The 26,654-nt window shown below is 65.9% G+C and carries 24 protein-coding genes; 9 read left to right on the top strand and 15 right to left on the bottom strand.

Going from position 1 to position 26,654, the window contains the following annotated elements; all coding sequences use genetic code 11:
• Positions 1–3: 3 nt before the first annotated feature.
• Genes MMSP_RS11590 through MMSP_RS11580 form a run of 3 tightly spaced genes read right to left on the bottom strand, consistent with a single transcriptional unit; the run spans position 4 to position 3,493 of the window.
• The gene (locus tag MMSP_RS11590; protein ID WP_020786750.1) at positions 4–843 is read right to left on the bottom strand and encodes a transglutaminase family protein; all 840 of its coding nucleotides are present in this window, start codon (positions 841–843) and stop codon (positions 4–6) included.
• Complete coding sequence (locus MMSP_RS11585; RefSeq protein WP_020786749.1) at positions 843–1,820, bottom strand: alpha-E domain-containing protein; 978 nt, start codon at positions 1,818–1,820, stop codon at positions 843–845. The genes MMSP_RS11590 and MMSP_RS11585 overlap by 1 nt, the downstream gene beginning before the upstream one ends.
• Positions 1,820–3,493 carry a circularly permuted type 2 ATP-grasp protein gene (locus MMSP_RS11580; protein WP_012395343.1) on the bottom strand — a complete coding sequence of 558 codons (1,674 nt, stop codon included), beginning with the start codon at positions 3,491–3,493 and terminating at the stop codon, positions 1,820–1,822. Before MMSP_RS11580 ends, MMSP_RS11585 begins: the two co-directional genes overlap by 1 nt.
• 138 nt (positions 3,494–3,631) lie before the next feature.
• Here MMSP_RS11580 and rpsT point away from each other — a divergent pair, with 138 nt between their 5' ends.
• Positions 3,632–3,895 carry a 30S ribosomal protein S20 gene (rpsT, locus tag MMSP_RS11575; RefSeq protein ID WP_011741410.1) on the top strand — a complete coding sequence of 88 codons (264 nt, stop codon included), beginning with the start codon at positions 3,632–3,634 and terminating at the stop codon, positions 3,893–3,895.
• A 71-nt stretch (positions 3,896–3,966) separates the two neighbouring features.
• On the opposite strand, the gene holA is transcribed toward rpsT, so the two are convergent.
• The 3 genes from holA to MMSP_RS11560 are packed head-to-tail and all read right to left on the bottom strand — an operon-like array spanning position 3,967 to position 7,415.
• On the bottom strand, positions 3,967–4,926 hold the full coding sequence (holA, locus tag MMSP_RS11570; protein WP_152522487.1) for a DNA polymerase III subunit delta: 960 nt from the start codon (positions 4,924–4,926) through the stop codon (positions 3,967–3,969).
• 30 nt (positions 4,927–4,956) lie between these two features.
• Positions 4,957–6,522: a ComEC/Rec2 family competence protein gene (locus MMSP_RS11565; protein WP_020786747.1), complete on the bottom strand. Its 1,566-nt coding sequence runs from the start codon at positions 6,520–6,522 to the stop codon at positions 4,957–4,959.
• A 17-nt stretch (positions 6,523–6,539) separates the two neighbouring features.
• Complete coding sequence (locus MMSP_RS11560) at positions 6,540–7,415, bottom strand: ComEA family DNA-binding protein (protein ID WP_015356515.1); 876 nt, start codon at positions 7,413–7,415, stop codon at positions 6,540–6,542.
• 254 nt (positions 7,416–7,669) lie between these two features.
• Between MMSP_RS11560 and MMSP_RS11555 the strand changes: the two genes are divergently transcribed.
• From MMSP_RS11555 to MMSP_RS11545, 3 genes are all read left to right on the top strand, one after another.
• On the top strand, positions 7,670–8,836 hold the full coding sequence (locus MMSP_RS11555; RefSeq protein WP_011741415.1) for an acyl-CoA dehydrogenase family protein: 1,167 nt from the start codon (positions 7,670–7,672) through the stop codon (positions 8,834–8,836).
• A 7-nt stretch (positions 8,837–8,843) separates the two neighbouring features.
• Positions 8,844–9,962: an acyl-CoA dehydrogenase family protein gene (locus MMSP_RS11550; RefSeq protein WP_015356517.1), complete on the top strand. Its 1,119-nt coding sequence runs from the start codon at positions 8,844–8,846 to the stop codon at positions 9,960–9,962.
• Positions 9,963–10,217: 255 nt separating this feature from the next.
• The gene (locus MMSP_RS11545; protein ID WP_020725964.1) at positions 10,218–11,318 is read left to right on the top strand and encodes a hypothetical protein; all 1,101 of its coding nucleotides are present in this window, start codon (positions 10,218–10,220) and stop codon (positions 11,316–11,318) included.
• 222 nt (positions 11,319–11,540) lie between these two features.
• Here the strand turns inward: MMSP_RS11545 and MMSP_RS11540 are convergent, their stop codons facing one another.
• Positions 11,541–12,734: an enhanced intracellular survival protein Eis gene (locus MMSP_RS11540; RefSeq protein ID WP_020786746.1), complete on the bottom strand. Its 1,194-nt coding sequence runs from the start codon at positions 12,732–12,734 to the stop codon at positions 11,541–11,543.
• Positions 12,735–12,863: 129 nt separating this feature from the next.
• Between MMSP_RS11540 and MMSP_RS11535 the strand changes: the two genes are divergently transcribed.
• The 4 genes from MMSP_RS11535 (at position 12,864) to MMSP_RS11520 (ending at position 18,382) form a co-directional block, all read left to right on the top strand.
• Positions 12,864–13,913 carry a dihydrodipicolinate reductase gene (locus MMSP_RS11535; protein WP_036426441.1) on the top strand — a complete coding sequence of 350 codons (1,050 nt, stop codon included), beginning with the start codon at positions 12,864–12,866 and terminating at the stop codon, positions 13,911–13,913.
• 165 nt (positions 13,914–14,078) lie between these two features.
• Positions 14,079–14,732: a hypothetical protein gene (locus MMSP_RS11530; RefSeq protein WP_020786744.1), complete on the top strand. Its 654-nt coding sequence runs from the start codon at positions 14,079–14,081 to the stop codon at positions 14,730–14,732.
• Between the two features lie 342 nt (positions 14,733–15,074).
• On the top strand, positions 15,075–15,464 hold the full coding sequence (locus tag MMSP_RS11525; protein ID WP_020725966.1) for an MmpS family transport accessory protein: 390 nt from the start codon (positions 15,075–15,077) through the stop codon (positions 15,462–15,464).
• Entirely contained in the window at positions 15,461–18,382 is a 2,922-nt protein-coding gene (locus MMSP_RS11520; protein ID WP_020786743.1) for an RND family transporter, read from the top strand. The genes MMSP_RS11525 and MMSP_RS11520 overlap by 4 nt, the downstream gene beginning before the upstream one ends.
• Positions 18,383–18,417: 35 nt before the next feature.
• Here MMSP_RS11520 and MMSP_RS11515 read toward each other — a convergent pair whose 3' ends face one another.
• Genes MMSP_RS11515 through nadD form a run of 5 tightly spaced genes read right to left on the bottom strand, consistent with a single transcriptional unit; the run spans position 18,418 to position 21,746 of the window.
• Positions 18,418–19,263, bottom strand: a complete 846-nt coding sequence (locus MMSP_RS11515; protein WP_020725968.1) for a DegV family protein — start codon at positions 19,261–19,263, stop codon at positions 18,418–18,420.
• Between the two features lie 3 nt (positions 19,264–19,266).
• Complete coding sequence (gene octT / locus MMSP_RS11510) at positions 19,267–20,022, bottom strand: diglucosylglycerate octanoyltransferase (RefSeq protein WP_020786742.1); 756 nt, start codon at positions 20,020–20,022, stop codon at positions 19,267–19,269.
• A complete protein-coding gene (gene gpgP, locus MMSP_RS11505) occupies positions 20,012–20,686 on the bottom strand; it encodes a glucosyl-3-phosphoglycerate phosphatase (protein WP_015356523.1) in 675 nt (224 codons plus the stop codon). Before gpgP ends, octT begins: the two co-directional genes overlap by 11 nt.
• Positions 20,683–21,072, bottom strand: coding sequence for a ribosome silencing factor (gene rsfS, locus MMSP_RS11500; RefSeq protein WP_012395357.1), 390 nt, complete (start codon positions 21,070–21,072; stop codon positions 20,683–20,685). Before rsfS ends, gpgP begins: the two co-directional genes overlap by 4 nt.
• Positions 21,069–21,746, bottom strand: coding sequence for a nicotinate-nucleotide adenylyltransferase (gene nadD, locus MMSP_RS11495; protein WP_081435735.1), 678 nt, complete (start codon positions 21,744–21,746; stop codon positions 21,069–21,071). The genes rsfS and nadD overlap by 4 nt, the downstream gene beginning before the upstream one ends.
• 205 nt (positions 21,747–21,951) lie before the next feature.
• Between nadD and MMSP_RS11490 the strand changes: the two genes are divergently transcribed.
• Entirely contained in the window at positions 21,952–22,989 is a 1,038-nt protein-coding gene (locus MMSP_RS11490) for a bifunctional 2-polyprenyl-6-hydroxyphenol methylase/3-demethylubiquinol 3-O-methyltransferase UbiG (RefSeq protein ID WP_223161078.1), read from the top strand.
• A 10-nt stretch (positions 22,990–22,999) separates the two neighbouring features.
• Here the strand turns inward: MMSP_RS11490 and MMSP_RS11485 are convergent, their stop codons facing one another.
• From MMSP_RS11485 to MMSP_RS11475, 3 genes are read right to left on the bottom strand one after another with little or no spacing between them, the layout of a single operon-like run.
• Entirely contained in the window at positions 23,000–24,439 is a 1,440-nt protein-coding gene (locus MMSP_RS11485; RefSeq protein WP_036426440.1) for a VWA domain-containing protein, read from the bottom strand.
• A gap of 13 nt (positions 24,440–24,452) precedes the next feature.
• On the bottom strand, positions 24,453–25,328 hold the full coding sequence (locus tag MMSP_RS11480; protein WP_011741427.1) for a MoxR family ATPase: 876 nt from the start codon (positions 25,326–25,328) through the stop codon (positions 24,453–24,455).
• A 33-nt stretch (positions 25,329–25,361) separates the two neighbouring features.
• A complete protein-coding gene (locus MMSP_RS11475; protein ID WP_036426439.1) occupies positions 25,362–26,633 on the bottom strand; it encodes a glutamate-5-semialdehyde dehydrogenase in 1,272 nt (423 codons plus the stop codon).
• Between the last annotated feature and the right edge of the window lie 21 nt (positions 26,634–26,654).

The following is a 26,654-nucleotide window of genomic DNA, read 5'->3' as shown; positions in this document are numbered from 1 at the left end:
GCCCTAGGCCAGCCGGGTGATCTCCACGTCCACGTCGAGGTCGGTGACGCCAAGCCCGGAGTAGATGCCTTTCAGCGGAGGTACGTCGCTGTAATCGCGGCCGGCGCCCACGCTGATGTACTGCTCGCTGATCTCGGTGTCGTTGGTCGGGTCGTAGTGCCACCAACCGCCGGTCCACGCCTGGATCCAGGCGTGACTGCGTCCGGCCACCGACTTCCCCACCACCGCGTTGCGCTTGGGATGCAGATAACCGGACACATAGCGCGCAGGAATTCCCATGCCCCGCAACACAATCAGCGACAAGTGCGCAAAGTCCTGGCAGACGCCTTTGCCCTGTTCCAGGGCATCGAGCCCGGAGGAGTGCACACCGGTGGTGCCGGGCAGGTAGTCCAATTCGCTGCGCGCCCAACGGGCCGCCGCGACGACCGCCTCCACCGGGTCGTGATACTTCCTGATCCGGCGTCCCACGGCGGCGACACGTTTGCTTGTCGGGGTGTACGAGGTGGGGCGCAGCACCTCGTCGAAACGATCGATGACGGCCATCGACTCGAGTTCTTCCCAGGTGACCTTCGCCTCCGGCGGCTCCGGACGCTCGGTCTCGACGACCGAGGAGGACGTGACCGTCAGCTCGGTGTGCGGGGCGTGCAGGTCGAACGCCGTCACCGCGGTACCCCAATAGTCGACGTAGCGGTAGGACCGGGTAGCCGGAATGGTTTCGACCCGGTTGAGGATCACGCTCTGCCGGGAGTTGGACCGCGGCGTCAGTCGCGCCTCGTTAAACGACGCCGTGACCGGCGCCTCGTATGCGTACCCGGTGCTGTGCACCACCCGCATCCGCCACATCAGGATTCTCCCTTCCTGACGACCATCTGGCCGCGGGGGCCGGCATCGGTCCAGGCTACCCATGGGGTTACGTGGAAATACTGCAGTGTCAACGCTTCTCCGACGTCACGACAGGTTCGTTGCAGACCTGACAAGCGGCTGTCCAGGGACTCCAGCAAGACCCCGGGCTGGACGAACTCGAGTTTGCTGCGCGCTTGCCCAAGCAGCCGCTGCGCTTCGGTGGTCGCCCCGATGCGGCTCTGCGGATTATGCAGCAGCTCATCGAGGTTGTGTTCGGCCATGCGCAGCGAGTAGTAGACCGAGCGCGGGAACAGCCGGTCCAGCATCATGAACTCGACCACCCGGGCCGCGTCCAACACCCCGCGATAGGTGCGCAGATAGGTGTCATGGGCACCCACCGAACGCAGCAACGTGACCCAGGCCGGCGATGACGCGCTGTCCCCTACCCGGGACAGCAACAGGCGCACCGTCATGTCGACCCGTTCGATGGCGCGGCCCAGCAACATGAACCGGTATCCGTCGTCGCGCGACAGAGTGGAGTCGGCCAGCCCGGCGAACATGGCCGCACGCCCTTCGACGAATGACAGAAATTCATGCGGCCCAAGTCGTTTGGCTGCTCGCTCACGTTCCGGGAGAGCGTGGTAGGTGGTGTTCAGGCACTCCCAGGTCTCGATGGACGTCACTTCGCGAGCCGACTTGGCGTTTTCCCGCGCCGCTGAGATCGCCTCGACGATCGAACAGCCGCCCGAAGCGTTGGTGCTGAAGGCCACCAGGTCGGTCAACGACCAGACATCCAGCTCGTGATCGGGAGGGTCGATGCCGAGCACCCGCAACAGCAGCCGCGAGGCATGGTCGGGGTCGATGCTGGAATCCTCGAGCAGCTGGTGTATCGCGACATCGAGAATTCGGGCGGTGTCGTCGGCGCGCTCTACGTAGCGACCGATCCAGTACAGCGCTTCGGCGTTGCGGGCAAGCATCACTTCTTCGCTTTCTGCTGCTGTTGTTGCTGGTGCTGACCTTCTTGCGGCTGATTTTGCTGCGGCTGCTGCTGGTTGGGCCGCGTATCGTCGGGACTCTGCTCGGGCACGGTCCGCGGCAACGACCGCAGCACTTGGGCGCCGCCCAGCTCACGGCCGGTAGCCAAGGAGCGCGGCGCCAGCACCCAGGTGTCCTTCGACCCGCCGCCCTGACTGGAATTGACCACCCGTGACCCCTCGACCTGGGCCACCCGGGTCAACCCACCCGGCAGCACCCACACGTCGTTGCCGTCATTGACCGCAAACGGCCTCAGGTCGACGTAGCGCGGCGCCAGCGAGTCCTCGATGCGTGTCGGCACGGTCGACAGTTCCATCATCGGCTGCGCGATCCAGCTACGCGGATCGTCACGAATCTTCTTGCCGACCGCGGCCAGCTCCTTGTCCGACGCGTCCGGGCCGAACACGATGCCGTAGCCCCCGGATCCCTCGACCGGCTTGAGCACCAGTTCCTTGAGCCGGTCCAGCACTTCTTCGCGTTCCTCGTCCAGCCAGCACCGATAGGTGTCCACATTGGCCAGCAACGGCTTTTCGCGCAGGTAGTACTCGATCATGGTGGGCACGTAGGTGTAGACTAGCTTGTCGTCACCGACACCGTTTCCGATCGAGCTCGAGATGACCACATTGCCCGCGCGGGCGGCATTGACCAGACCGGCCACTCCCAGCACCGAGTCGGCGCGGAATTGCAGCGGGTCCAGGAAGGCGTCGTCGATGCGCCGGTAGATGACGTCGACCTGGCACTCCCCCTCGGTGGTGCGCATGTACACCTGATTGTCGCGACAGAACAGGTCGCGGCCTTCGACCAACTCGACGCCCATCTGCCGGGCCAGCAGCGAATGTTCGAAATAGGCCGAGTTGTAGACACCTGGGGTCAGCACCACCACGGTGGGGTCGGCCTCGTTGGTGGCCGCCGAGTTGCGGAGCGCCCGCAGCAGGTGCGAAGGGTAGTCGTCGACCGCACGGACCCGATGGGTGGCGAACAGGTTCGGGAAGACCCGCGCCATGGTGCGCCGGTTCTCGATAACGTAGGACACCCCCGACGGCGAGCGCAGGTTGTCCTCGAGGACCCGGAAGTCACCGCGCTCGTCGCGGATCAGGTCGATGCCGGCGACGTGGATGCGCACACCGTTGGGCGGAATGATCCCCACGGCCTCCCGGTGGAAGTGCTCGCAGGAGGTGATCAGCCGCCGCGGAATGACGCCGTCACGCAGGATCTCCTGGTCGCCATAGATGTCGTCCAGGTACATCTCGAGGGCCTTGACGCGTTGGATGATGCCGCGTTCCAACCGGGACCATTCGGCCGCCGAGATCACCCGGGGCACCAGGTCAAGCGGGAACGGCCGCTCCTGGCCCGACAGCGAAAACGTGATGCCCTGGTCTAGGAATGCGCGGTCCAACGCATCGGCGCGGGCCTTGAGCTCCGACGCATCCGACGGCGCAAGCTCGGCGTAGATGCCCTTGTAGGGGCCGCGAACGTTGCCCTGGGCGTCGAACATTTCGTCAAAGGCTTGGGAATACACATCCGACGAGTTGTAGCCGCCGAATATGCGTTCCGGACGCGCTTGTGACCGCCGCCTACTTGCTTGCATCGGTTCAGTAAGACTCACCTGGTTCATGGTGCCTCAATTCGACAATCCGCCGAGCTAACGGCTCCTCTTTTGGGTGAAAACGTAACCGACTGATAACCTGAGCACTCGCTGTCGGGTGTCAAGGTCACCCGAGCAACCACCGAGCAGACTTTAAGGAACTAACGCGTGGCCAACATCAAGTCGCAGCAAAAGCGCAACCGCACCAACGAGCGCGCCCGACTGCGCAACAAGTCGGTGAAGTCGTCGCTGCGTACGGCGGTCCGGTCGTTCCGCGACGCTGCTCACTCGGGCGACAAGGAAAAGGCCGCCGAGCTGCTGGTTTCGACCAACCGCAAGTTGGACAAGGCGGCCAGCAAGGGCGTCATTCACAAGAACCAGGCCGCCAACAAGAAGTCGGCACTGGCGCGCGCCCTCAACAAGCTGGGCTGACCCGTCAAACCTGAAAACCGGGCCTGGTCCAGGCCCGGTTCAAGCGTGTCTCAGGCCTGGTTCACATCTGGTCAGGCCCGGTCGGCGACCAACTCAGCCACCGTTCTGACCGCGGATTCCAGCGCGTAGTCAGCGTCGGCCGCGGCTCCCTTGACGTCGGCGTTGAGTTGCGCGACCAACTGCATCGCCGTTGCGACCTTGTCGCGCGACCAGCGCCGCGCTTGCTTCTGGGCCTTTTGCACCCGCCACGGCGGCATGCCCAGCTGGCTTGCCATGCGGTACGGGTCTCCAGACAACGGCCCCACCCGACCGATCGTGTGTATGGCTTCGGCCAGGGCATCGGCCAGGACCACCAGCGGTTCTCCGCGCATCATCGCCCAGCGCAGCGCCTCGGTGGCGCCGGCCACGTCGCCGGCCACCGCCTTGTCGGCGATATCAAAACCTTTCACCTCGGCCTTGCCGCTGTGATAGCGACGGACCGCGACGGCATCAACGTCACCGCCGGTGTCGGCAACCAGCTGTGAACAGGCCGAGGCCAGTTCGCGGATATCGGATCCGACGGCATCGAGCAGGGCCGTCACAGTGTCCTCGCCGACCTTGACGCGCAGCGCGCGGAACTCGCCACGGACAAAGTCGACACGCTCGCTAGCCTTGCTGATCCGCGCACACGGGTGCACCTGCGCACCCAGCGACTTCAGCTCACCGGCGAGCGCCTTGGCCCGCCCACCGCCGGAATGCACCACCACCAGCACCGTGCCCGGTGGAATGTCGGCGGCGGTCGAGGCGATCAACGCGACCGCGTCTTTGCCGGCCTCGGCAGCGGCCTCCAAAACGACTATCCGCTCCTCGGCGAACAGCGAGGGGCTCAGCAGTTCGGCCAGCTCGTAGGTGCTGACGTCGCCCGCGCGCATTCGGTTGACCGGCACGTCGTCGGTGCCCGTGGCCTGGCGTGCCCGCTCACGCGCTGCCCGCACGATGTCGCCCACCGCCCGCTCGACCAACAGTTCCTCATCACCCAGGACCAAGTGCAACGGCGAAATCTCGCTCACCCCCTGATGGTGTCACGAGGGGCCGACCAGGCCCGCCACCGACCACGCCAGCCCACTGCCGAGGGTGGCCAGCAGAGCTGAAATCATCGCGAGCCGAATCCACCGAAATCGCCACAGCGCCACCACCAACACGGTGACTCCCCCCACAATCAGCACCCCGGCAAGCCCCGCCGGGACGGCCACGGTCGCCCCTGGCACATCGGCGGCCCACCGCGCCACATGCAACACCCACCACACCTGCGGCCCGGTGAAGCGGATCAGCAGCTGCGCGCCGGCCGGCCACGGGATGACCAGCACGGCCGCCGCACTGCCCAGCACGGTGATCGGCGCGATCACGGCGGCTACCGCGAGGTTGGCAACCACTGCGACCACACTGAACCGGCCGGAGATCGCGGCGACCAGCGGTGCCGTCACCACCTGTGCCGCGGTCGCGACGGCGAGCCCGTCCGCCAGCACTTTGGGCCAGCCCCGCGCCACCAGGCCGTCCGACCACCCCGGAGCGACGACGACCAGGGCCGCGGTAGCCACCACCGACAACGCGAAACCCATGTCAACGGCCAGGTGCGGCGCCGCAACCAGCAACACGAGCACGGTGGTCGACAGTGCCGGAATCGCCTGCCGTCGACGCGACGACAACATCGCGGCCAGCGCGATGGATGCCATCAGCGCCGCCCGCAACACACTTGCCGTCGGCTGCACCACGACCACAAACGCCACCAGCGCGATCCCGGCCAGTGCCACCGCGGCCCGCGGTCCGACCCAACGCGCCGAGAACAGCACCGCACCGCAGACGATGGTGACGTTGGCTCCCGACACCGCCGTCAGATGGGTCATCCCCGCTGACCGGAACGCGCGGCCGGTCTCGGTGCTGACCGTCGAGGTATCACCGAGGACCAAGGCGGGCAGCATCGCGGCCTGGTCGGCGGGCAGAACGCGCCGTGCCGCCGCGGCAAACCGGCCGCGCACCTGGTGAGCGGCCCGCTGCAACGCACCGGCACGACCAGCCTTGACCGCACCCGCCGAGTTGAGCACCGCGACCGTGAGATCGTGGCGGGCGGGACCGCTGATGCGGGCCGTGAAGCGCACCGGCCGCCCGACCATCAGCTCTCCCATCTCCTCGAACTCGGAGGCACGCGCGAACACCACGACACGACCGGAGATCTCGTCATCACGCAGCCGCTGGATCGTCGCCCGAAACATCAATCGGTCAGACCCCAGCGACAAGGCACTTTCACTGGGTGTGACGGTCACCGCGGCTGAGGTTCCGAACGCGGCGCTGATCGGATGGCGCGCCAGAGCCTCGGTCCGCAGCGCGATCGCCATTCCAAAGCCCGCGCCCACCACCCCGACCGTGACCAGGCCGGCGCTGACTACGCACGGCCACCGCCTCGACCGCGGCCGGCGATCGTTGATCCACCACAACACCTCGGCCCCGAGCGCGAGCAGCAGGCACCCGGATGCGCACGCGCGACCGACCGGCCAGACGATTCCCGCCGCGGTCACGATCCAGCTGGTCAGCGCACCCGGAACCAGACGCACATCCAGTCGCTCCGCGACGTCGCGGCCGGCGCCGGCCATCCCGCTATGCACCGGCGTCAGACGCGAACCAGGGACCGCAGCTTCTGCAGTCGCGCCGGACCGATGCCGTCAACTTCAGCAAGCTGGTCCACGCTGGTGAACTTGCCGTTGGCCGCTCGCCACGACACGATCGCAGCGGCGGTGACCGGCCCCACCCCGGGCAGCGAATCCAGTTGTTCCACCGTCGCGGTGTTGAGGTCGAGGACCTCGGCCGGATTGGGGCCCGGGCTCCTCGTGCCCGACGTCGCCGCGGGCGCTGGGCTTGGTGTGGCGGCGCCGATCGAGCTGCCGAATCTTTTGGGCTGCCCCGCGACGGGTGCGAGCCCCACCACAATCTGTTCGCCATCGGCCAGCTGACGGGCCATGTTGAGGCCGATGGTGTCCGCACCGGCCAGCGCGCCGCCGGCGGCCTGCAACGCATCGGCTACCCGGGCGCCCGGTGCCAGCGTGAACAGTCCCGGCGTATGGACCAGGCCAACGACACTGACCACCACCGGCCGATCCGGGCCGGCAGCCGCGGCGGGACTTGCCGAGGATCCAGGGCTGGCTCCCGAGCTCCCCGAAACATGTTCCACCGCGGGTAGTTTCGCCGACATCACCGGCGCAGGGCGATCGTGCAGCAACGTGAAAGCGGTGACCAGCACCGCAAGCGCGGCGACTACGGCCAACGCGATGGCACCGGCACGCCCGGGGTCGGCGCGCACCCTGCTCAACAAGCCGCTGCCATCCCCTGCCTCCGGCAGCCAGCGCGGGAGCAGCGAGTTCGGGTCGTCATCGCGATCGTCGTGCGGATCCGCACCGGATTCGGCGGCACCGGACTCGGCGTGCAATCGGAGGTCGGGGGCGGTGGTGAGCCGTCGCTGCAGTCGCTCGGCGGGAAGCTCTGTTCGCATGGGCCGACGGTAAATGCGCCGACCGCCACACCAACTCGAAGCGACGGCGCCAAGCCTGGTGCTTGTGGATGAACCCGACACTGTGCATCGGGCAGGTGCAGCAGGACCGGTCCAACACCGGTGTCGAGGCACCCGATTAACAGGTGAGCCCGCGATGCGCCTAACGTGCAAGGCAGGACTGCCGGTTTCCGGCACGCGCAGTCCCTGCGCGGGAAGCAAACCCAACGGTGGTCACCTGAAACAGGAGGCTGCCGATGAAGCTGGCTCTCACCCCCGACGAAGCCGCCTTCCGCGACGAGCTTCGCACCTTCTACACCACCCGGATACCCGAAGACCTGCGCGAGCTGGTGCGCCAGGGCCAGTCGCCGAGCCGCGATGAGATCGTCACGTGCCACAAGATCCTCAACGATCACGGGCTGGCGGTGCCGAACTGGCCGGTGGAATGGGGCGGTAAGGACTGGACACCGACTCAGCACCAGATCTGGGCCGACGAGATGCAGCTGGCCAGCGTCCCGGAGCCGTTGAACTTCAACACCAAGATGGTCGGTCCGGTGATCGCCGAATTCGGATCCCAGGAGATCAAGCAGCGCTTCCTGCCGCCGACGGCCAGCCTCGACATCTGGTGGTGTCAAGGCTTCTCCGAACCTGAAGCCGGTTCGGATCTCGCATCACTGCGCACCACCGCCGTGCGCGATGGCGACAGCTACGTCGTCAATGGCCAGAAGACATGGACGACGCTGGGCCAGTATGCCGACTGGATTTTCTGCCTGGTGCGCACCGACCCCCAGGCGCCCAAGCGGCAAGCCGGCATTTCGTTTCTGCTCATCGACATGGCCACCCCCGGCATCACGCTGCGGCCGATCAAGACCATCGACGGTGGTCACGAAGTCAACGAGGTGTTTTTCTCCGACGTTCGAGTACCGGCCGATCAACTCGTTGGCCAGGAGAACCAGGGCTGGACCTACGCGAAGTTCCTGCTGGGCAACGAGCGCACCGGGATCGCCGGGGTGGGCCGCACCAAGGTGCGCCTCGCCGAGGTGAAAAAGCACGCTGCCAACAACGGCCTGCTCGACGATCCGCTGTTCGCGGCGCGCCTTGCTGAAGCCGAAAACGAGCTGCTGGCATTGGAACTCACCCAGGCTCGGGTGGTTACCGACTCGGCAGACGGTAAGCCCAACCCGGCGTCGTCGGTACTCAAGTTGCGCGGCAGCCAATTGCAGCAAGTCGCCACCGAATTGCTCGTCGAGGTAGCCGGGCCCGACGCGCTACCGGTGGGCGGTGCACAGGCGGCAGGGATCGCGTCACCGCAGTGGGCCCAGAGCAGCGCCCCGCGCTACCTGAACTACCGCAAGACATCGATTTACGGCGGCAGCAACGAAGTGCAGCGCAACATCATCGCGTCCACCATCTTGGGATTGTGAGGCAGTCATGGACTTTCAGTACAGCGACGAGCAAACGCTGCTCCGCGACACCACCCGTGATCTGTTGTCTCGCAGCTATGACGCGGAGAGCCGCAACAAGATCATCGACACCGATCTCGGCTGGAGCCGCGACGTTTGGAGTCAACTGGCCGACACCGGGATCTTGGGGCTCGGATTCGAGCCGGCCGAGGCCGGCCAGATCGAGATCATGCTGGTGATGACCGAAGTCGGTCGCCGGCTGGCCCCGGAACCCATCGTGCACGCCGCGCTGGCACCCGGCGCGATCATCGCCGAGTTGGGCAACGACGCACAGCTGCAGCTACTCGACGAAGTCGCCGCCGGAGGGCGACTGCTGGCGTTCGCACACCTGGAACCGGGCCAGCGCAGCCCGGCGGCCACCGTGTCGACTCGTGCTGTGCGGCAAGGTGATTCATGGCTCCTGAGCGGAACGAAAAATCCGGTCCTGGCTGGTGACTGCGCCGACACACTGGTGGTCAGCGCAGCTTTGCCCGATGGTGGGGTCGGGTTGTTCCTGGTGGATGCCGGCCCCGAGGGCGGTGGGGTCGACAAGCACCCGTACCCGACGTTCGACAGTCAGCGCGGTGCGCAGATCGACCTGGACCAGGCGCCCGCGGCACCGCTGGGCGACGCCGTCGACGCGTCAGCCGCCATTCGCAACGCCATCATCCGGATCCAGTCGGCGATGTGCGCCGAAGCGGTCGGTGCGATGGAAGAAGCCCTTCGCCTGACCACCGATTACCTCAAGACGCGCAAGCAGTTCGGCGTCACACTGAACAAGTTCCAGGCGCTCACCCAGCGTGCGGCCGACATGTACGTGTCGCTGGAGCTGGCCCGCAGCATGAACTTCTACGCCGCAATGTCCATTGCCGACGGCAACCTCGACCCGCTCATCGCCTCCCGGTCCAAGCTTCAGATTGGCCGGTCGGGCCGCCACATCGCGCAAGAGTCGATCCAGCTGCACGGCGGCATCGGGGTGACCGCGGAGTATCCGGTGGGCCACTACGCGGCCCGGCTCACCGCGATCGACCACACCCTGGGTTCCACCCAGGATCAGCTTCGGGTTCTCATCGATCACATCGCCGACTACGACCTGGTCAGGCTCTAACTCCGGGCCGCCGATCGCCTGCCCGCCGCGCCCAGCCCGGCGGCGATCCGCGGAACCGTTTGACCGGCACCCGATCGGGGCGCCCGGCGCGCCAACACCCGCCCGTGGTCACAACCATTGGTTGTAACCACTCAAAGAAGTGCCCTCTGCCCACGCGCGGCTGCCGCCGAAATACTAGAAATGTCGGCGCGTCAACGTGCGCCGGCAAGACGAAACAAACCGACAAACGTATGCGAACAAGCCTCAAGAGGAGACATGACTCACTACACGTGGACCGTCATCGGAGCCGGACCCGCAGGGATCGCCAGTGTTGGCAGACTGCTCGACCACGGCGTGCGGCCCAATGAAATCGCTTGGATAGATCCGCAGTTCGCGGCAGGAGACCTGGGCGAAAAGTGGGGTGCCGTCCCGAGTAACACCCAAGTATCGCTGTTCCTGGACTACTTCAACGCCTCACCCGCGTTCGGCTTCGCCGCGGCACCGCATTTCGACCTGCACGACATCGACCCCCAGCACACCTGCCAACTAGGCGTAGTCGCCGGGCCGCTGCGTTGGGTCACCGAGCACCTGCGGGCCAAGGTGGCAGCATTTCAAAGCACCGCAACCGAGCTCTCACTGCGCAACCAACACTGGCAGATCACCACACTCGACGGTGAAATCTCTTCCAAGAACGTGATTCTGGCGGTTGGCTCGACACCCAAGAAGCTGACCTACCCCGAGCTGAAAGAGATACCGGTCGAAGTTGCCCTCAACCCTGAGAAGCTGGCGCAGCAACAACTGGACGGGGCAACCGTTGCCGTATTCGGCTCGTCCCACTCGACGATGATCGCATTGCCGAACCTGCTCGAGCATCCCGTGCACAAGGTGATCAACTTCTACCGCAGCCCGCACAGATACGCTGTCCCCTTCCAGGATTGGACCCTCTTCGACGACACCGGCCTCAAAGGCGACGCGGCTCGGTGGGCGCGGGAGAACATCGACGGACGGCATCCCGAACGGCTGCACAGGTGTTTGGTCGACAGCCCGGAATTCGCCAGACTGCTTCGCGAATGCGACCAGGCCGTCTACACCGTCGGGTTCGAACGCAGGCACCTTCCCCTGACCCCGCAGTGGGGACCGCTGGAGCACGACGGCGCCAACGGGATTCTCGCGCCCGGGCTGTTCGGGATCGGCATTGCATTCCCCGAGTACCGGACCGATCCGCTGGGATTCGGCGAGCACCGGGTGGGAATGGCCAAGTTCATGCAACGCCTCAACAGTGTCCTGCCGCTGTGGCTGCAGTACGGCGGATCGCCGGCCCAGGCGGCGGCTCTTTGCCCGGACGGCGTCGGGCTGCTCGCGGGCGCAACCGCCTAGGGAGCCAGCGCACACGGCTAACTCCAGCTGGGGTCAGCCCGCGGCGAGGCCGTCTCCCGCCCCGCACCCGGATGCCGCTATGACGACCGGGCGCGGGGCGGGCCGGCAGCACCAAAGGACCCCAGACGTTGCCGCTGGCGGGGCCCGTGCACAACCCCAACGGTCCGCGTCCGGTGGGTGGCAGCGGCGATGCCGCGCGGCCACCGGGCAGCGCGGCGGAACCTAGAACTCGAAAGCCGTCTCGGCGGGGACCTCGCTGGAAAACGCCGCATCGAGCCGGGCAATCACGCCAACATCTTTGGCCTGCAACCGGTTGGCCGCGGCCAGTGTGGACGCGCGGTGGGCACCCAGGTAGAGACTGCCCAGCACGTCGCGATCCATCTCGACATCCGCCGGTGCGTCGGTCGGGGTGCAGGCCGCGCGTCCGTCACGGATCTGCAGCACGAACCGGCCACCACCGGTGATGGCGATCACCGTGGTGAGGTCGCCGAAATAGGCGCGGGCCTCGAGGGCGGGCACAACGTCCATGATGCGCAGCCACAGGCCGTCTTGCCGCCAGGTCGTGCGAGCCAGTCGGGTGTTGGTGAGCAGGAACGGCATCGGCTCAGCCGGATGGCTGACGATGCTGACCCGCTCCATCGAGTCCAGCCCGAGCAGTGTTCGCCACAGGGCTGCCCGCGCTTCCGGGGTCACAGCGCGCAGCTCGTCGACGCGGGTCAGCTTGGGGTCGGATCTGTCCGCCCGGTAGAGCGCGTAGCCGTCGGCATGCAGCAGCGCAAACGATTCGCGCTCGCCCCCGGGCGAGGCTTTGCATTCGGCCATCAGCTGGTCCCAGAACACCGGCGGGCGCACTAGGCCGCCTGGTACGCGTTGGCGCCAGCGCTCGTAGATCGCTTCGAACTCAGCGCGATGGCGCGCGGGGCTGACCAACCTGACCGGCCCTCCGTCGGGCACCCCGGCATGCAGTCGGGCGAAGCGTCTGTCGACGGTCAGCTCCTGCAGAATCGTCGCCGGGCCGTAGCCGAATCGGCCGTAGATGCCGCCCTCGCTGGCATGGAGCGCAGCCACGGCATACCCGGAATCGGCCATCCGCCGGTCCAGTTCACCGCACATCGCGCGCAGCAGCCCGCGCCGGCGGTGCGTTGGCGCGACGGCGACAAAGCTCATGCCGGCGGTGGAAAGCACGTTGCCGCCGGGCACCGTCAGCTGCAGATCAATGAACAGCGCCATCCCGACGACATCACGGCCGTGACGGGCCACCACCGCCCCATCGGCAGGTATCAGCCCCCGCCAGGCGTCGGCCGACTCCGCACCGATGAAATCAGTGAAACTTGCCGCGGCCAAAAGGTACATCCCGGCCCAGTCGTCCTCGGCCGGAGTGGTCAACGTCACCGATGCGGGCAGTACTGCAGTCACGGGCTCCGACTCTGGCACACGGCGGCGCCGGCCCGCATCCCATTTACCGGCTCCGCCCGGGAGGCAGTCCGAGCCCACCAAAGCTCGGTGAACATAATGGGTCCAATCGCAACGGCAAAGGAGCCTTCGATGAGCACAGAACGCCCGCTTCGGGTTATCCAGTGGACCACCGGAAATATCGGGCGGCGGTCGCTGCACGCCATCATCGGGCGACCCGACCTGGAACTGGTGGGGGTGTACGCACACGGCCCGGACAAGGTTGGTGTCGACGCCGCCGAGCTGGCGGGCTGGCCGGACCCCACCGGGGTGCGGGCGACCAGCGACATCGGCGCGCTGCTCGCGCTGGGCGCCGACGCGTGTTGCTATAACCCGTTGTGGCCCAACATCGATGAGCTGGTGGGATTGCTCGAGTCGGGCGTGAATGTGTGCACCAGCGCCGCCTGGATCACCGGGGGCAAGCAGACACCGCGGGACCGGGAACGCATCCTGGCCGCCTGCGAACGCGGCGGCGCGACGATCTTCGGCAGCGGCGCACATCCGGGGATGACCAACATGGTCGGCATGGTGCTCAGCGGCTCGTGCGAGCGAGTCGACGAAATCCGGATCACCGAATCCGTCGACTGCTCGACCTACGAATCGGCGGCCACCCAGACGGCGATGGGGTTCTCCCAGCATCCCGACACCCCCGGCCTGGCCGAGAGCGTGCGGGCCGAAAGCGAGGTCTTCGCCGAATCGGCGGCGATGATGGCCGACGCGATCGGCGCAACGTTGGACAAGATGACCTTCGACGTCACCTTCACCGCGGCCACCGCGGACACCGATTTGGGGTTCATGAAGATCCCCGCGGGCACTGTCGGCAGCGTATACGGCTACCACCGCGGCTGGGTCGGTGATCGCAACGTCGTCAGCGTCGGATTCAACTGGACGATGGGCAATCATGTGGTTCCGCCCAAGCCACTCGAGCACGGACATGTCATCCAGGTGTTCGGGTTGCCCAACATGCGCACGGTGCTGCACTGTCTGCCGCCGAAGGACTGGACGGAGCCCGGTTTCATGGGCCTGGGCATGATCTACACCGCGATGCCGGTCACCAATGCGGTTCCGGCGGTGGTGGCCGCCAAACCGGGGATCGTGACGCTTGCCGATCTGCCGCCGATCACCGGGCGGGCGGCCCTCTGACAATGGCTGCCTACGCCAGGGCCCTGCTCAGTGTCATTGCCATCAGCATCACTTTGGAGGTCTTGTGGACCGGCGGGATCTCCCGCCCACCCAGGGCTCCGGCGTTAACGCCGGAGCCCTGCCCGCCCACCCACGGTCCTCTACCACCTGTGGCATATCGGACTGATGCTCTTCGTCCTGGCGGTGCGGCTCGCATATCAGCGACAGCTTTCGCCAGAAGTGGCGAAGTATTCCCTGGTTTTGATCGTGGGGATGGCATTCGCCACGGTCGGAGATGTGGTCAATAGCGCGATCTCCGGCATCGAGCCGATCAGCCGCAAACTGTCGGCCGCGGTGATTCTTTTCGGCATCGCCTACGGCCTATATGCCATTGTGCTGTACAAGTTTGCCGCGCCCAGGCTGCGCTCGTACGGCGGCTTCGCATATCGGGCTCGCTGGCTTATCGTCGCCGTGGTTGCGGCGGCCAACACGGCGACTTGGGTCCTGCACATCCGGAACTCGGTGCAGGGCCATCACTTCCTCGAGGTGGGCAGCTTCCTCTTCAATCTGATCATCTACACGGCGCTGATCAGTTTCAGCATCTGGTATTTCTGGGCCGACCGATTCAGCTTGCTGGCGCTATCGGTACTGATTGGCGGATTGCTCATCCCCGTCTCAGACCTGTACCTATTTTTCACCTGGCTGCCCTCGGGCCAGGACTCGAATGTTCCTGGGTTCGACCTGTATGCGCTGAACTGGATTCTTTACTTTGGCGGGCAGGTGCTGTTTGCGTTCCTGCCGGTGGCGCAGGACAGCGATTCGCGCCCGCAGCGCACGTGACTCGAACGGCTGAACAACACTGCCGAGAGCGGTCCCCCGGCGAAAGTCAGATCAATAACTGCCGATGAGCGGCGCCTCGATGCGTCGATCAAGCAAGTTTAAAAGCGCCCATTGTGGCGGTCGGCCATGCCGATCCGAAGCGATCACCCCCGCCCGCCGGCGCCTGGAACGAAGTCGTGCACTAAGAGTTAGACTGCTTAGCCAAGCAAATATTTTCTTGCCTACGCCGGAAGCTTGCTTGCCCAGCAGGCCACGGCGAGCTGCATCGGCGAGCGGAGGGGCGGTCGGGTGCCTACGATTCCTGTTACCAGCGTGCTCAAACGAGCGTGGATCCCCTTGCTGATGGTGGTGGTACTGGCCATCTCGGGCTTGGTGGTGTCACGCCTGCACAAGATATTCGGTTCTGAGGACCTCAACGCCAACGCCGGCGCCGGGATCGACATCGTGCAGTTCAACCCCAAGGTCGTCATCTATGAAATCTCCGGCCCCGCCGGATCCACCGCCAACATCAACTTTTGGGACGCCGACGCCAACACACACCAGGTAAACGCGGCCCCCCTGCCGTGGTCGTTCACTATCTCGACGACGCTGCCCTCGGTGAGCGCAAACATTATGGCTCAAGGCGACGGTAGTCAGATCGGCTGCCGTATCACCGTGGATGGTGTGGTGCGGGAAGAGAAGTCGGCCGCCGGGGTCAATCCGCAGACCTTTTGCTTAGTGAAATCGGCATGAGCGAGTCCAACAGCGGCGCCAGTATCAGCACCGAGGACACCGGCCCGATCGAAATCGGCGCGGCCACCGGCGGCGCACCCAACCGCGAGCGCGGCCACCGCCCGGTCATTCCGCACACCATCCGGATCCTTGCCGTGCCGATCATCCTGGGCTGGGTGCTGCTGACGGTCCTGGTCAACGTGGTCGTCCCGTCGCTCGAGGTGGTCAGCGAACAACATTCCGCGCCGATGACCCCGATGGACGCGCCGTCGATGAAGGCGATGATGCGGCTGGGACACAACTTCCGGGAATTCGACTCCAACAGCACGGTCATGATCGTCCTGGAGGGCCAGCACAAGCTCGGCGATGATGCGCACCAGTACTACGACAGCCTAATTCGCCAGCTGCGCCAGGACCCCGAACACATACAGCACATCCAGGATTTCTGGGGCGACCGGCTGACCGCCGCGGGGGCCCAAAGCGCCGATGGAAAAAGCGCCTACGTGATGGTGAACCTGGCCGGAAACCAGGGCACGACCCTGGCCAATGAATCGGTCGAAGCCGTGCGTGACGTCATCAACCGGACGCACGAACCCGCCGGGGTCAAGGCATATGTCACCGGGCCCGCCGCGCTCAGCGACGACATGAACCTGATCGGCAACGCCAGCTTGGCCAAAATCACGATGTTCACCCTGGGCGCCATCGCGGTGATGTTGCTGCTGGTCTACCGCTCCATCGTCACCACCGTGATCCAGCTGTTCATGACCGGAATCGCGTTGGCCTCCTCGCGGGGAGTGGTGGCGGTATTGGGCTACCACAACGTATTCGGACTCACCACGTTTGCCGCGAACATTCTGACGATGCTGGCGATCGCCGCCGGGACCGACTACGGGATCTTTCTGGTCGGCCGCTACCAAGAGGCGCGCCAAGCGGGCGAGGACCGAGAAGACGCCTACTACACAACCTTTCGTGGGGTGGCCCCGGTGGTCTTGGGATCCGGCCTGACCATCGCCGGTGCCACCTACTGCCTGAGTTTCGCGCGGCTGCCCTGGTTCAACACGATGGGCGCACCCGTGGCAATCGGGATGTTGGTCGTCGTGTTGGCCGGGCTGACACTGGGTCCCGCAGTGGTATTCGTGGGCAGCCGATTCCACCTATTCGAATCCAAGCGGGCCGCCAATAGAGGCCGGCTGTGGCGGCGGGTCGGCACCGCGGTGGTACGTTGGCCCGCACCGATTCTGGCGCTGAGCGGCGCGATCGTTCTGGTCGGCATGGTCGCCCTGCCCGGTTTCAAGACCAGCTACAACGACCGCTACTACCTACCGGCCTCGGCGCCGTCCAATCTCGGCGAGGCCGCTGCCGACCGGCACTTTTCGCACGCCCGGATGAACCCCGACATGTTGATGGTCGAGGCCGAACACGACATGCGAAACCCGGCGGACATGCTTGTCCTGGACAAAGTGGCCAAGAACGTCATCCGCACCGTGGGCATCGCCATGATCCAGGACATCACCAGGCCGCTGGGTATCCCGATCCAGCACAGCTCCATACCGTTTCAGAACAGCATGCAAAGCCAGACGATGATGCAGAACATGGCCTTCCTGAGAGAGCGAATGGCCGACATGACCAAGATGGCCGACGAGATGCAGGTCCTGATCGACACCACAGAACGCATGTACGCCGTCATGCGCGAGCTCGACACCACCACGACCGACATGGCGCGCGTCACCGCCGAAACCTCGACCATCACCGACGAGCTGCGAGACCACCTCGCCGAGTTCGATGACTTCTGGCGACCGATGCGGTCCTACTTCTACTGGGAAAAACACTGTTTCGACGTTCCGATCTGCTGGTCGTTCAGATCGCTGTTCGACTCTCTGGACGGGATCGACAAGCTTTCCGAGAAGTTCTCCGAACTCACCGAAGACATACAGCACACGGCCGGTCTCACGTCACAGATGCTGACTTTGATTCCGCCGATGATCGCCACCATGAAGACGACCAAAGCGCTGACGCTGACCATGCAGTCCACGTTCTCGGCGATGCTCGACCAGATGGACGAACTCAGCAACACCGCTATCGTCATGGGCCAGAGTTTCGACGCTTCCAAGAACGATGACTTCTTTTACCTGCCCCCGGAAGCCTTCGACAACCCGGACTTCCAGACGGGGCTTCGGATGTTCTTGTCTCCGGACGGAAAATCGGCCCGGTTTTTCATTACCCACCAGGGCGATCCGATGACCCCGGAGGGGATTTCGCGGGTCGACGCGGAACGCACAGCGGCGCAGGAGGGCCTGAAGCAATCGTCGCTCTCGGATGCCAAGGTCTATCTGGGCGGAACCGCCGCCACCTTCAAAGACATGGCCGACGGCGAAAAGTACGACCTGATGATCGCGGTGGTATCTGCGCTGACACTGATCTTCTTGATCATGTTGCTGCTCACCCGAAGCGTAGTCGCCGCCCTGGTGATCGTCGGCACCGCAGCCAGCTCGATCGCCGCGTCATTCGGTCTGTCCGTGCTCATTTGGCAGGATTTGTTCGGCATCAAGATCCACTGGATCGTGGCCGCGCTGTCGGTCATCATCCTGCTGGCCGTCGGTTCGGACTACAACCTGTTGCTGGTCTCGCGGTTCCGCGAAGAAATCCACGCCGGACTCAAGACCGGGATCATCCGGTCCATGGCCGGAACCGGTGGGGTGGTGACCGCCGCAGGTCTGGTTTTCGCCTTCACCATGGCGTCCATGCTGGGCAGCGATCTGCGGGTGCTCGGACAGTTCGGGTCCACGGTGTGCATCGGCCTACTGCTGGACACGCTGATCGTGCGCACCCTGCTGATGCCATCGATCGCGACGTTGCTGGGCCGCTGGTTCTGGTGGCCGCAGGTTGTGCACCCGCGCGGCGACAATGCCCGGCCCAGGGTCGCGGCGCCAACCCACTGAAAACCGCGCCCTGTCCGAACAACTCGGTGTTTGGGCTACCCCCGCAGCGAAGCAGCGCCGACTTGCACGCAAACCGCGACCGCTTCGGCGCCGACGTGCAACGCCAGCACCGGCCCCAGTGGGGTCACCAGCGCCGGCTCACATGCCGGAAGGCGGCGGCCCAGTTCCACCGCGACGCTGTTGGCGCCCTCCACATTGGCGACATGATGCACGGCCAAGAGCGCCGGTTCGCGCCCGACCACTTCACATACTCGGTCGACCAGCGCCGCCATTGCATGCTTGACGGTGCGAACCCGTTGGGCTAGCACGAGTTTTCCGTCCTCAACCCGCAACAGCGGCTTGAGGGCCAAGGCGGTGCCCAGCCATGCCTTGGCGCCGCCGATTCGTCCGCTGCGGCGCAAGTTGTCCAGCCGGTGGACGACGACGAACGCGTGCGTCCGGCTCACGGTGGCATCGGCAGCGCGCCCAACGGATTCGAGATCTTCTCCGGCCGCAGCGGCCCGTGCCGCCGCGAGCGCGACGAACCCGGTTCCCATCGCGGCCGACTTCGAGTCGATGACGCGCACCTCGGGCCCCAGATCCGCCGCGGCCAGTTTGGCGGCGCGGTAGGTTCCCGACAGTCCCGCCGAAATATGCACCGCCACTACCCCATCACCGGCACTATCGGCCAGCGCTGCGCGATAGGCGGCACGCAGCTCGGCCGGGGTGGCCGCGGCAGTGGTGGCATGACACTTGTGAATATCGTCGGGGACCTCATCCACACCGTCACGCAGGTCGACGCCGTCGAGCAGGATATGCAGCGGGACCTCGCGTATCGCCCACCGTTCTCGGATATCGGCGGGCAGGCGCGCCGATGTATCCGTGACCACCACAACGGCCATGGTTTAGCTGCGCGGCTTCTCGCTGGGCACCCCGGCTTCGGCCAGCGCCTTGAGCATCAGCTCCGCGACCCCCTGGTGAGCCTCGAAGTTCCAGTGGATTCCGTCCGGGTTGCCGCACCCGCTCATGATCTCTTCGGCAACTGCGGCTTTGAGATCTACCAGCGGGACATCGTGGCGCTGCGCCCATCGTGTTATCGCGGACACGGTGCCGGGGCGGCCGTGATGCGCCTTGCCGTAGGTCTCGGCGATGTGCACTGACGGTAGGGACGCCACAACGGGAATGCCCGGGCGGTTGAAATCGATTGCGCTACGCGTCTGTTCGAGGTATTCAGCGCTCAGATCCGCCGGCAGGGCCGAGCGAGCCACCGGTGACAGCCGTGGCTGCACCCAGGCGTACCCATCGCGCACCCACCGTCGCAACCACGGTGGACGCACATAGCGAATGAGCTCGCGCAGCGCCGTCGGCAACACCGAGGGCAGTGAGTCCATCCCGCTGGTGGCAAAGATCACCGCGCCGGCTCGGGGTAGCGCCGCCCACGACCGCGGATCCTGGGTGGCCGCCCACCAGACGTCGCGGCATGTCCAGCCGATCCGCCCGATCAGTTCCAGATCCCACCCCAGTTGTGCTGCAACGATATTCGGCCAGATGCGGGGATCGTCGGCGGGCAGTCCGCCGGTCGGACCGTAGTAGGACAGCGAGTCGGCGAAAACCAGCAGCAGGGGCCGTTGGCTGGGGCTTGCCCCGCGCTCAGAGGACATCGTTGGCGACCTGCGCCGAAGCGTTCCACACGTCCAGACGCCACCGGATCGCGTCGAAATCGCTGCCGGCAGCGTCGGAATGGCCGGACAGCTGCACCCAGCTGGCGTTGCCCATGCCCCCCAACGCGGGCCAATTGGAAACCGGCAGCCTCAGCAGCGCGGCCGACAACGCGGCGATCAGACCGCCATGTGCGACGAGCACCACCGGGCGGTCCGCCTGGGTGGGGCCACCCCATTCCGGCTCGGCGGAGACCAGCTCGGTGACCAACGGCACGCTGCGCGCGGCCACGTCGATTCTGCTTTCCCCGCCGTGCGGAGCCCACTCGGCATTTTCGCGCCATGCCAGCCGGGCGCCTGGCGCCTCGGCGTCAATCTGGGTGTGGGTCAATCCCTGCCAATCACCGAAGTGGGTCTCACGCAGCCGGGGGTCCACCCGCACCTGCTGGCCGGTGCGCTCCCCCAGCCTGGTTGCGGTGTCGTACGCGCGCCGCAGATCCGACGAGACGATCAGCAGCGGCTGCAGTTTGCCCAGCACCTCTGCGGCGGCCACGGCCTGGGCGCGGCCCAGGTCGCTTAGATCGGTGTCCAGTTGCCCCTGCATCCGGCTACCCAGGTTGTAGTCGGTCTGCCCATGCCGCAGCATCACCAGCCGGCGCACGGTCATGGCGCCTCCGCCGGGTCATCGGAGCCCTCCGCCAAGTCCACCGCCACCACCGGGCAGTCGGCCCACAACCGGTCGAGTGCGTAAAAACTGCGGTCATCCTGATGCTGGACGTGGACCACGATGTCGCGATAGTCCAACAACGTCCAGCGGCCCTCGCGGGCCCCCTCGCGGCGCGCCAACTTATAGCCGGCTCGGCGCATCTTCTCCTCGACCTCGTCGACGATGGCGTTGACCTGGCGCTCGTTGGACGCCGAAGCAATCACGAAGCAGTCGGTGATGACCAGCTGGCCGGACACGTCGATGACCAGCACGTCGTCGGCCAGTTTGGCCGACGCGGCGCCGGCAGCCACCGTCGCCATGTCGATGGCTTCCTGAGTAGCGCTCATGTGTTGTTCCCCGCGGGCAGAATGGTCGTGGTGTCCAGGGTCTCCCCGCCCCCCGAGTCCGGTGGCGTGCGGTAGAGCCTGCGCTTTGAGACATACTGCACGACGCCGTCGGGCATCAGGTACCACAGGGGGCGACCATGCGCGGCGCGCCGACGGCAATCCGTCGATGAGATCGCCAGCGCCGGGATCTCCACCAGGGACAAGGCGTCCTCGGCGAGCCCGTCCAGCGCGGCGGTGACATGGTCGTGGCGCAGTTCGTAGCCCGGCCGACTCACTCCGACAAACCGCGCCGACTCAAACATCTGCTCCCAGCCCTGCCAGGACATGATCGAGGCCAGGGCGTCGGCGCCGGTGATGAAGTACAGCTCCGCAGCCGGGTTGAGGGCATGCAGATCCCGCAGCGTGTCCTTGGTGTAGGTAGGACCGCCCCGGTCGATGTCGACCCGGCTGACCGAAAAGCGGGGGTTGGAAGCCGTCGCGATGACCGTCATCAGATAGCGGTCTTCGGCAGGCGAAACACGCCGTCCCTTCTGCCACGGCTGTCCGCTGGGCACGAACACGACCTCGTCGAGTTCGTAGCGGTCGGCTACCTCACTGGCGGCGACCAGGTGACCGTAATGGATGGGATCGAAAGTCCCACCCATGACACCTAGCCTGCGACGGTGCTTTTGCACGGTTTGCCAGCTTACTTGAGCGCACGGCGCCGCTCAGATCGTGCGGGAACCGGCCCGGACGGAGCAAACGACAGGCACTGGGCCGCTGGTCCGCCTGGCCCAGCCCGGACCTGCGGGAGCCGCTTCGCGTTTTGCGAATCATGAGCCTTTGAGCAATGGCGCCGCATCGAGCCGCCCGGTCAGGTAAAAGGGGTCTGTGGAAAACATGCCGCTGGGCTCCGTGGACTCCCAGCAGTCGCTGAAAAATTCGATGACCCGGCGGTTTTATAGCCGATCGGAGGTCACCGGCAAGATCACGCTGCCGGCGGTGCCGGCCATGATCGACGAGTACGTGAAGATGTGCGATGGCATGTTCGCCGATGTGGGACGAAAGTTCTCCGAGGAGGAGCTTGCCCATCTGCGTTCGGTGCTCGAAGGCCAGTTGGCTCAGGCCTACTCGGCCTCGCCCCGTTCCAGCATCATCATCTCGTTCAACGCGCCCGTCGGCCCCACGCTGAACTACGAGGTCAATGCGCGCTGGTGGACCGTGGAGGCCGCCTACGAAAACTGGATCGACACCCGCAAGGCCCCGCTGTTCGGTACCGAACCCGACGCTCGGGTGTGGGCGCTGGCTAACGAGGCGGCCGATCCCAGCACGCATCGGGTGCTCGAGATCGGTGCGGGGACCGGGCGCAATGCCCTTGCCCTGGCGCGACGGGGGCATCCGGTCGACGTCGTGGAACTGACGCCGAAATTCGCCGAGATGATCCGGGCCGACGCCGAGAAGGAGGGCCTCGACGTACGCGTCATCGTGCGCGACGTCTTCACGACCATTGCGGACCTGCGGCGCGATTATCAGCTGATCGTGCTCTCGGAGGTGGTGTCGGACTTTCGGACCACCCAGCAGTTGCGCGAGCTCTTCGAACTAGCCGCGCAATGCCTTGCTCCCGGTGCGCGCTTGGTCTTCAACGCCTTCCTGGCCTGCGGCGGCTACACGCCGGACCAGGCGGCGCGCGAGTTCGGCCAACAGGCCTACACGACCATTTTCACCCGGCACGAGCTATCGGTTGCGGCGGCCGGACTACCCGTCGAACTCATCGCCGACGACTCCGTGTACGACTACGAGAAGGCGCATCTGCCGGCCGACGCCTGGCCTCCCACCAGCTGGTACGCCGACTGGGTCAGCGGCCTCGACGTGTTTCCGGTGGCCCGCGAGATGAGCCCGATCGAGCTGCGCTGGCTGGTCTTTCGCAAGACGCACTGAAGTGCCCCGGTCACACCGGCAGTAGTTCGTCGATCACGGTGGCCAGCTGCTTTGCCGATCTGCATTCGTGCATCGCGATGACCTCCTGATAGCGCGGCACCGCCGAGTCTCCGCTGCCCCACAGGTGTTGGGGCTCGGGGTTGAGCCAGTGCGCGTGCCTACTCGCGGTCACCATGTCGGCCAGCACGTCGGTGGCCGGATTCCGGTAGTTGGTGCGACCGTCACCGAGCACCAGAAGCGAGCTGCGGGGGGACAGCACGTTGGGGAAACCCTGCATGAAAGAGACAAACGCGTTGCCGTAGTCGGAATGGCCGTCTCGGCTGTAAACCCCGGCCTCCCTGGTGATCCGCTGGATCGCCACAGCCAAGTCAGCATCCGGCCCGAACATGTGCGTCACTTCGTCGGTGGTGTCGATGAACGCAAAGACCCGCACCCGCGAAAACTGTTGGCGTAGAGCATGTACCAACAGCAACGTGAAGTGACTGAACCCCGCCACCGAACCGGAGACGTCGCACAGCACAACCAGTTCCGGGCGCGCCGGGCGCGGCTTGCGCAACACCACGTCGATCGGCACCCCACCGGTGGACATCGATTTGCGCAGCGTCTTGCGCAGATCGATGGAACCCGCCCGAGCGCGGCGCCGCCGAGCCGCCAACCGGGTCGCCAGCGTGCGCGCCAGTGGGGCAACCACCCGGCGCATCTGACGCAGTTGCTCACCGGAGGCTCGCAGGAACTCGACATTTTCGGAAAGCTGCGGAATGCCGTACATCTGGACGTGGTCACGCCCGAGCTGCTCGGCGGTGCGCCGCTTGGTCTCCGCGTCGACCATCTTGCGGAGCTGAGAAACCCTCTGCGCTGCAATCGCTTTAGCGATCTGCTCTTGGGTGGGGGTGAGCTCGTCACCATAGGGGGCAAGCAGGCCGGCCAACAGCTTGCCCTCGAGTTCGTCCAGCGCCATCGCCTTGAGCGCCTGATACGACGAGAACGACGGCCCCCGGCTGGAGTTGTACTTGCCGTAGGTCTCCACGATCAGCGCGATCATCCCCACCAGCCGCTGGTCCATGTCGGCCAGATCCGGGTTGTCGGTGAGCAAATCCAGCAGCATCTGCCGCATCGCCTCGACGTCGTCGGGCGGCAAGCCCTCGGACTGCCCGGCTTGCTCCTCGGTGATGACCGCCCGCGCGCCCAGGGCGGCCGGGAACCACAGGTCGAACATGGCGTCGTAGGTGTCGCGGTGGTCGGGCCGGCGCAGCACCGCGCAAGCGATGCCCTCGCGTAGCACCTCACGATCCTCGAACCCAAGGGCCGCCATCACTCGGCCGGCGTCCACCGTCTCCGAGGGGCCCACCGAAATTCCGCTGCCGCGAAGCGCTTCCACGAAACCAACCAGATGGCCGGGCAACCCGTGCGGGGCGAGCGGGTAGCTAGGTCGGATACGGCGAGTGGCCATCAGCGCAATCCCCTCAGTTCAACCGGAGTTCCCCGGTTGCACGTTGCTGATCGGACTGATGTTTGAGCACCACACCGAGGGTGGCAGCAACGACCGCATCGTCGATGGTGTCCAGCCCCAGCGCCAGCACGGTGCGGCCCCAGTCGATGGTCTCGGCAATCGACGGCAGCTTCTTGAGCTGCATCCCGCGCAGGACCCCGATGATGCGCACCAGCTCCTCCGCGATGTGCTCGGGCAGCTCGGGAACCCGCGACAACAGAATGCGGCGTTCCATTTCGGGAGTCGGGAAGTCGATGTGCAGGAATAGGCAGCGCCGCTTGAGCGCCTCGGACAGCTCTCGGGTGGCGTTGGAGGTCAGCAGCACGAACGGCGCCCGGGTTGCGGTCAGCGTGCCCAGCTCGGGGACGGTGACCGCAAAGTCGGACAGCACCTCCAGCAGCAGGCCTTCAATCTCGATGTCGGCCTTGTCGGTTTCATCGATCAGCAGCACCGTCGGTTCGGTGCGCCGAATAGCGGTCAGCAGCGGGCGCTGCAGCAAGAATTCCTCGCTGAAGACGTCATCCTTTGTCGCCTCCCAGTCACCCGAGCCGGACTGGATGCGCAGGATCTGTTTGGCGTGGTTCCACTCGTACAACGCGCGGGCCTCGTCCACGCCCTCGTAGCACTGCAGCCGGACCAGCCCGGAGCCGGTGGCTTGCGCGACGGCGCGGGCCAGTTCGGTCTTGCCCACCCCGGCGGGGCCTTCTACCAGCAGCGGCTTGCCGAGCCGGTCGGCGAGAAAGACCGCGGTCGCGGTGGCGGTGTCCGGCAGATAGCCGGTCTGCGCCAACCTGCGTGAGACATCGGCGATGTCGGCGAACAGCGGTACGGACCGTGCTGGCACGCTCACAATGGTTCTCCTTACAGGTCCTAACGGGGGCCGTCAGGCCGGACGCGTGTGACCCTCACCCCACACGATCCACTTGGTCGAGGTCAGTTCCGGCAGGCCCATCGGACCGCGGGCGTGCAGCTTCTGAGTCGAGATACCGATCTCGGCGCCGAAGCCGAACTGCTCACCGTCGGTGAAGGCCGTCGATGCGTTGACCATCACCGCAGCGGCATCAATCCGCTCGGTAAACCGTTGGGCCGCAGCAAGGTTAGTGGTCACGATGGCCTCGGTGTGACCGGTGCCGTACTCGTTGATGTGGGCGATGGCACCGTCCACACCGTCCGCCACCGCCACCGCGATCTCCATCGCCAGGTATTCACGACGCAGGTCCTGCTCATCCGCATCGAGATGCACGGTGACACCGGCGTCCTGCAGAGCGCCAATCAGCCGGGGCATGGCATGCTCGGCGATCGCCGCGTCGACCAACAGCGTCTCGGCCGCGTTACAGACGCTGGGTCGGCGGGTCTTGGAGTTGAGCAGGATTCGTTCGGCGACGTCGAGGTCGGCGGCTTCATGCACGTAGACATGGCAGTTGCCGACGCCGGTCTCGATGGTGGGAACCTGCGCATCACGCACCACCGCGTCGATCAGACCCGCACCGCCACGCGGAATCGCCACGTCGACCAGGCCGCGGGCCTGGATGAGATGGGTGACCGTGGACCGGTCGGCGCTGGAGAGCAGCTGGACCGCGTCGGCGGGCAGCTGCTCGCTGTCGAGGGCCGACCGCAACACATTGACCAGGGCTTCGTTGGACCGCGCCGCCGACGAACTGCCGCGCAGCAATGCCGCGTTACCCGACTTGAGGGTGAGTCCGAAAGCATCCACGGTGACGTTCGGACGCCCCTCGTAGATCATGCCGACCACCCCGAGCGGGACACGCTGCTGGCGCAGCTGCAGACCGTTGGGCAAGGTGTAGCCGCGCAGCACTTCGCCAACCGGGTCGGGCAGGCCCGCGACCTGACGCAGGCCCGCGGCGATCCCATCGACCCGTTGCGGGTTGAGGGCCAGCCGGTCGAGCATCGCGGCGGGGGTATCGGCAGCCCGTGCCGCGTCGAGGTCTTCGGCGTTGGCCGACAGAATCCGGTCGACGTGGGCCAATATCGCATCGGCGGCCGCATGCAGCGCGCGGTCTTTGACCCCGGTCGGCACCACGGCCAACAGTCGAGCGGCGACCCGCGCCCGGCGCGCGGCGTCATGCACCTCTTGGCGCAAGTCCGGCTCGCGCTGCTGGGCCGCTGCACTCCTGGGTGCTGCTTGCAGAGTCATTACCCCAGGGTAACGGGCGTT

The sequence above is a fragment of the Mycobacterium sp. 012931 genome, assembly GCF_000419295.1.
Taxonomy (GTDB): Bacteria; Actinomycetota; Actinomycetes; order Mycobacteriales; family Mycobacteriaceae; genus Mycobacterium; species Mycobacterium marinum.
This window is presented reverse-complemented; position numbering and strand designations above follow the sequence as displayed.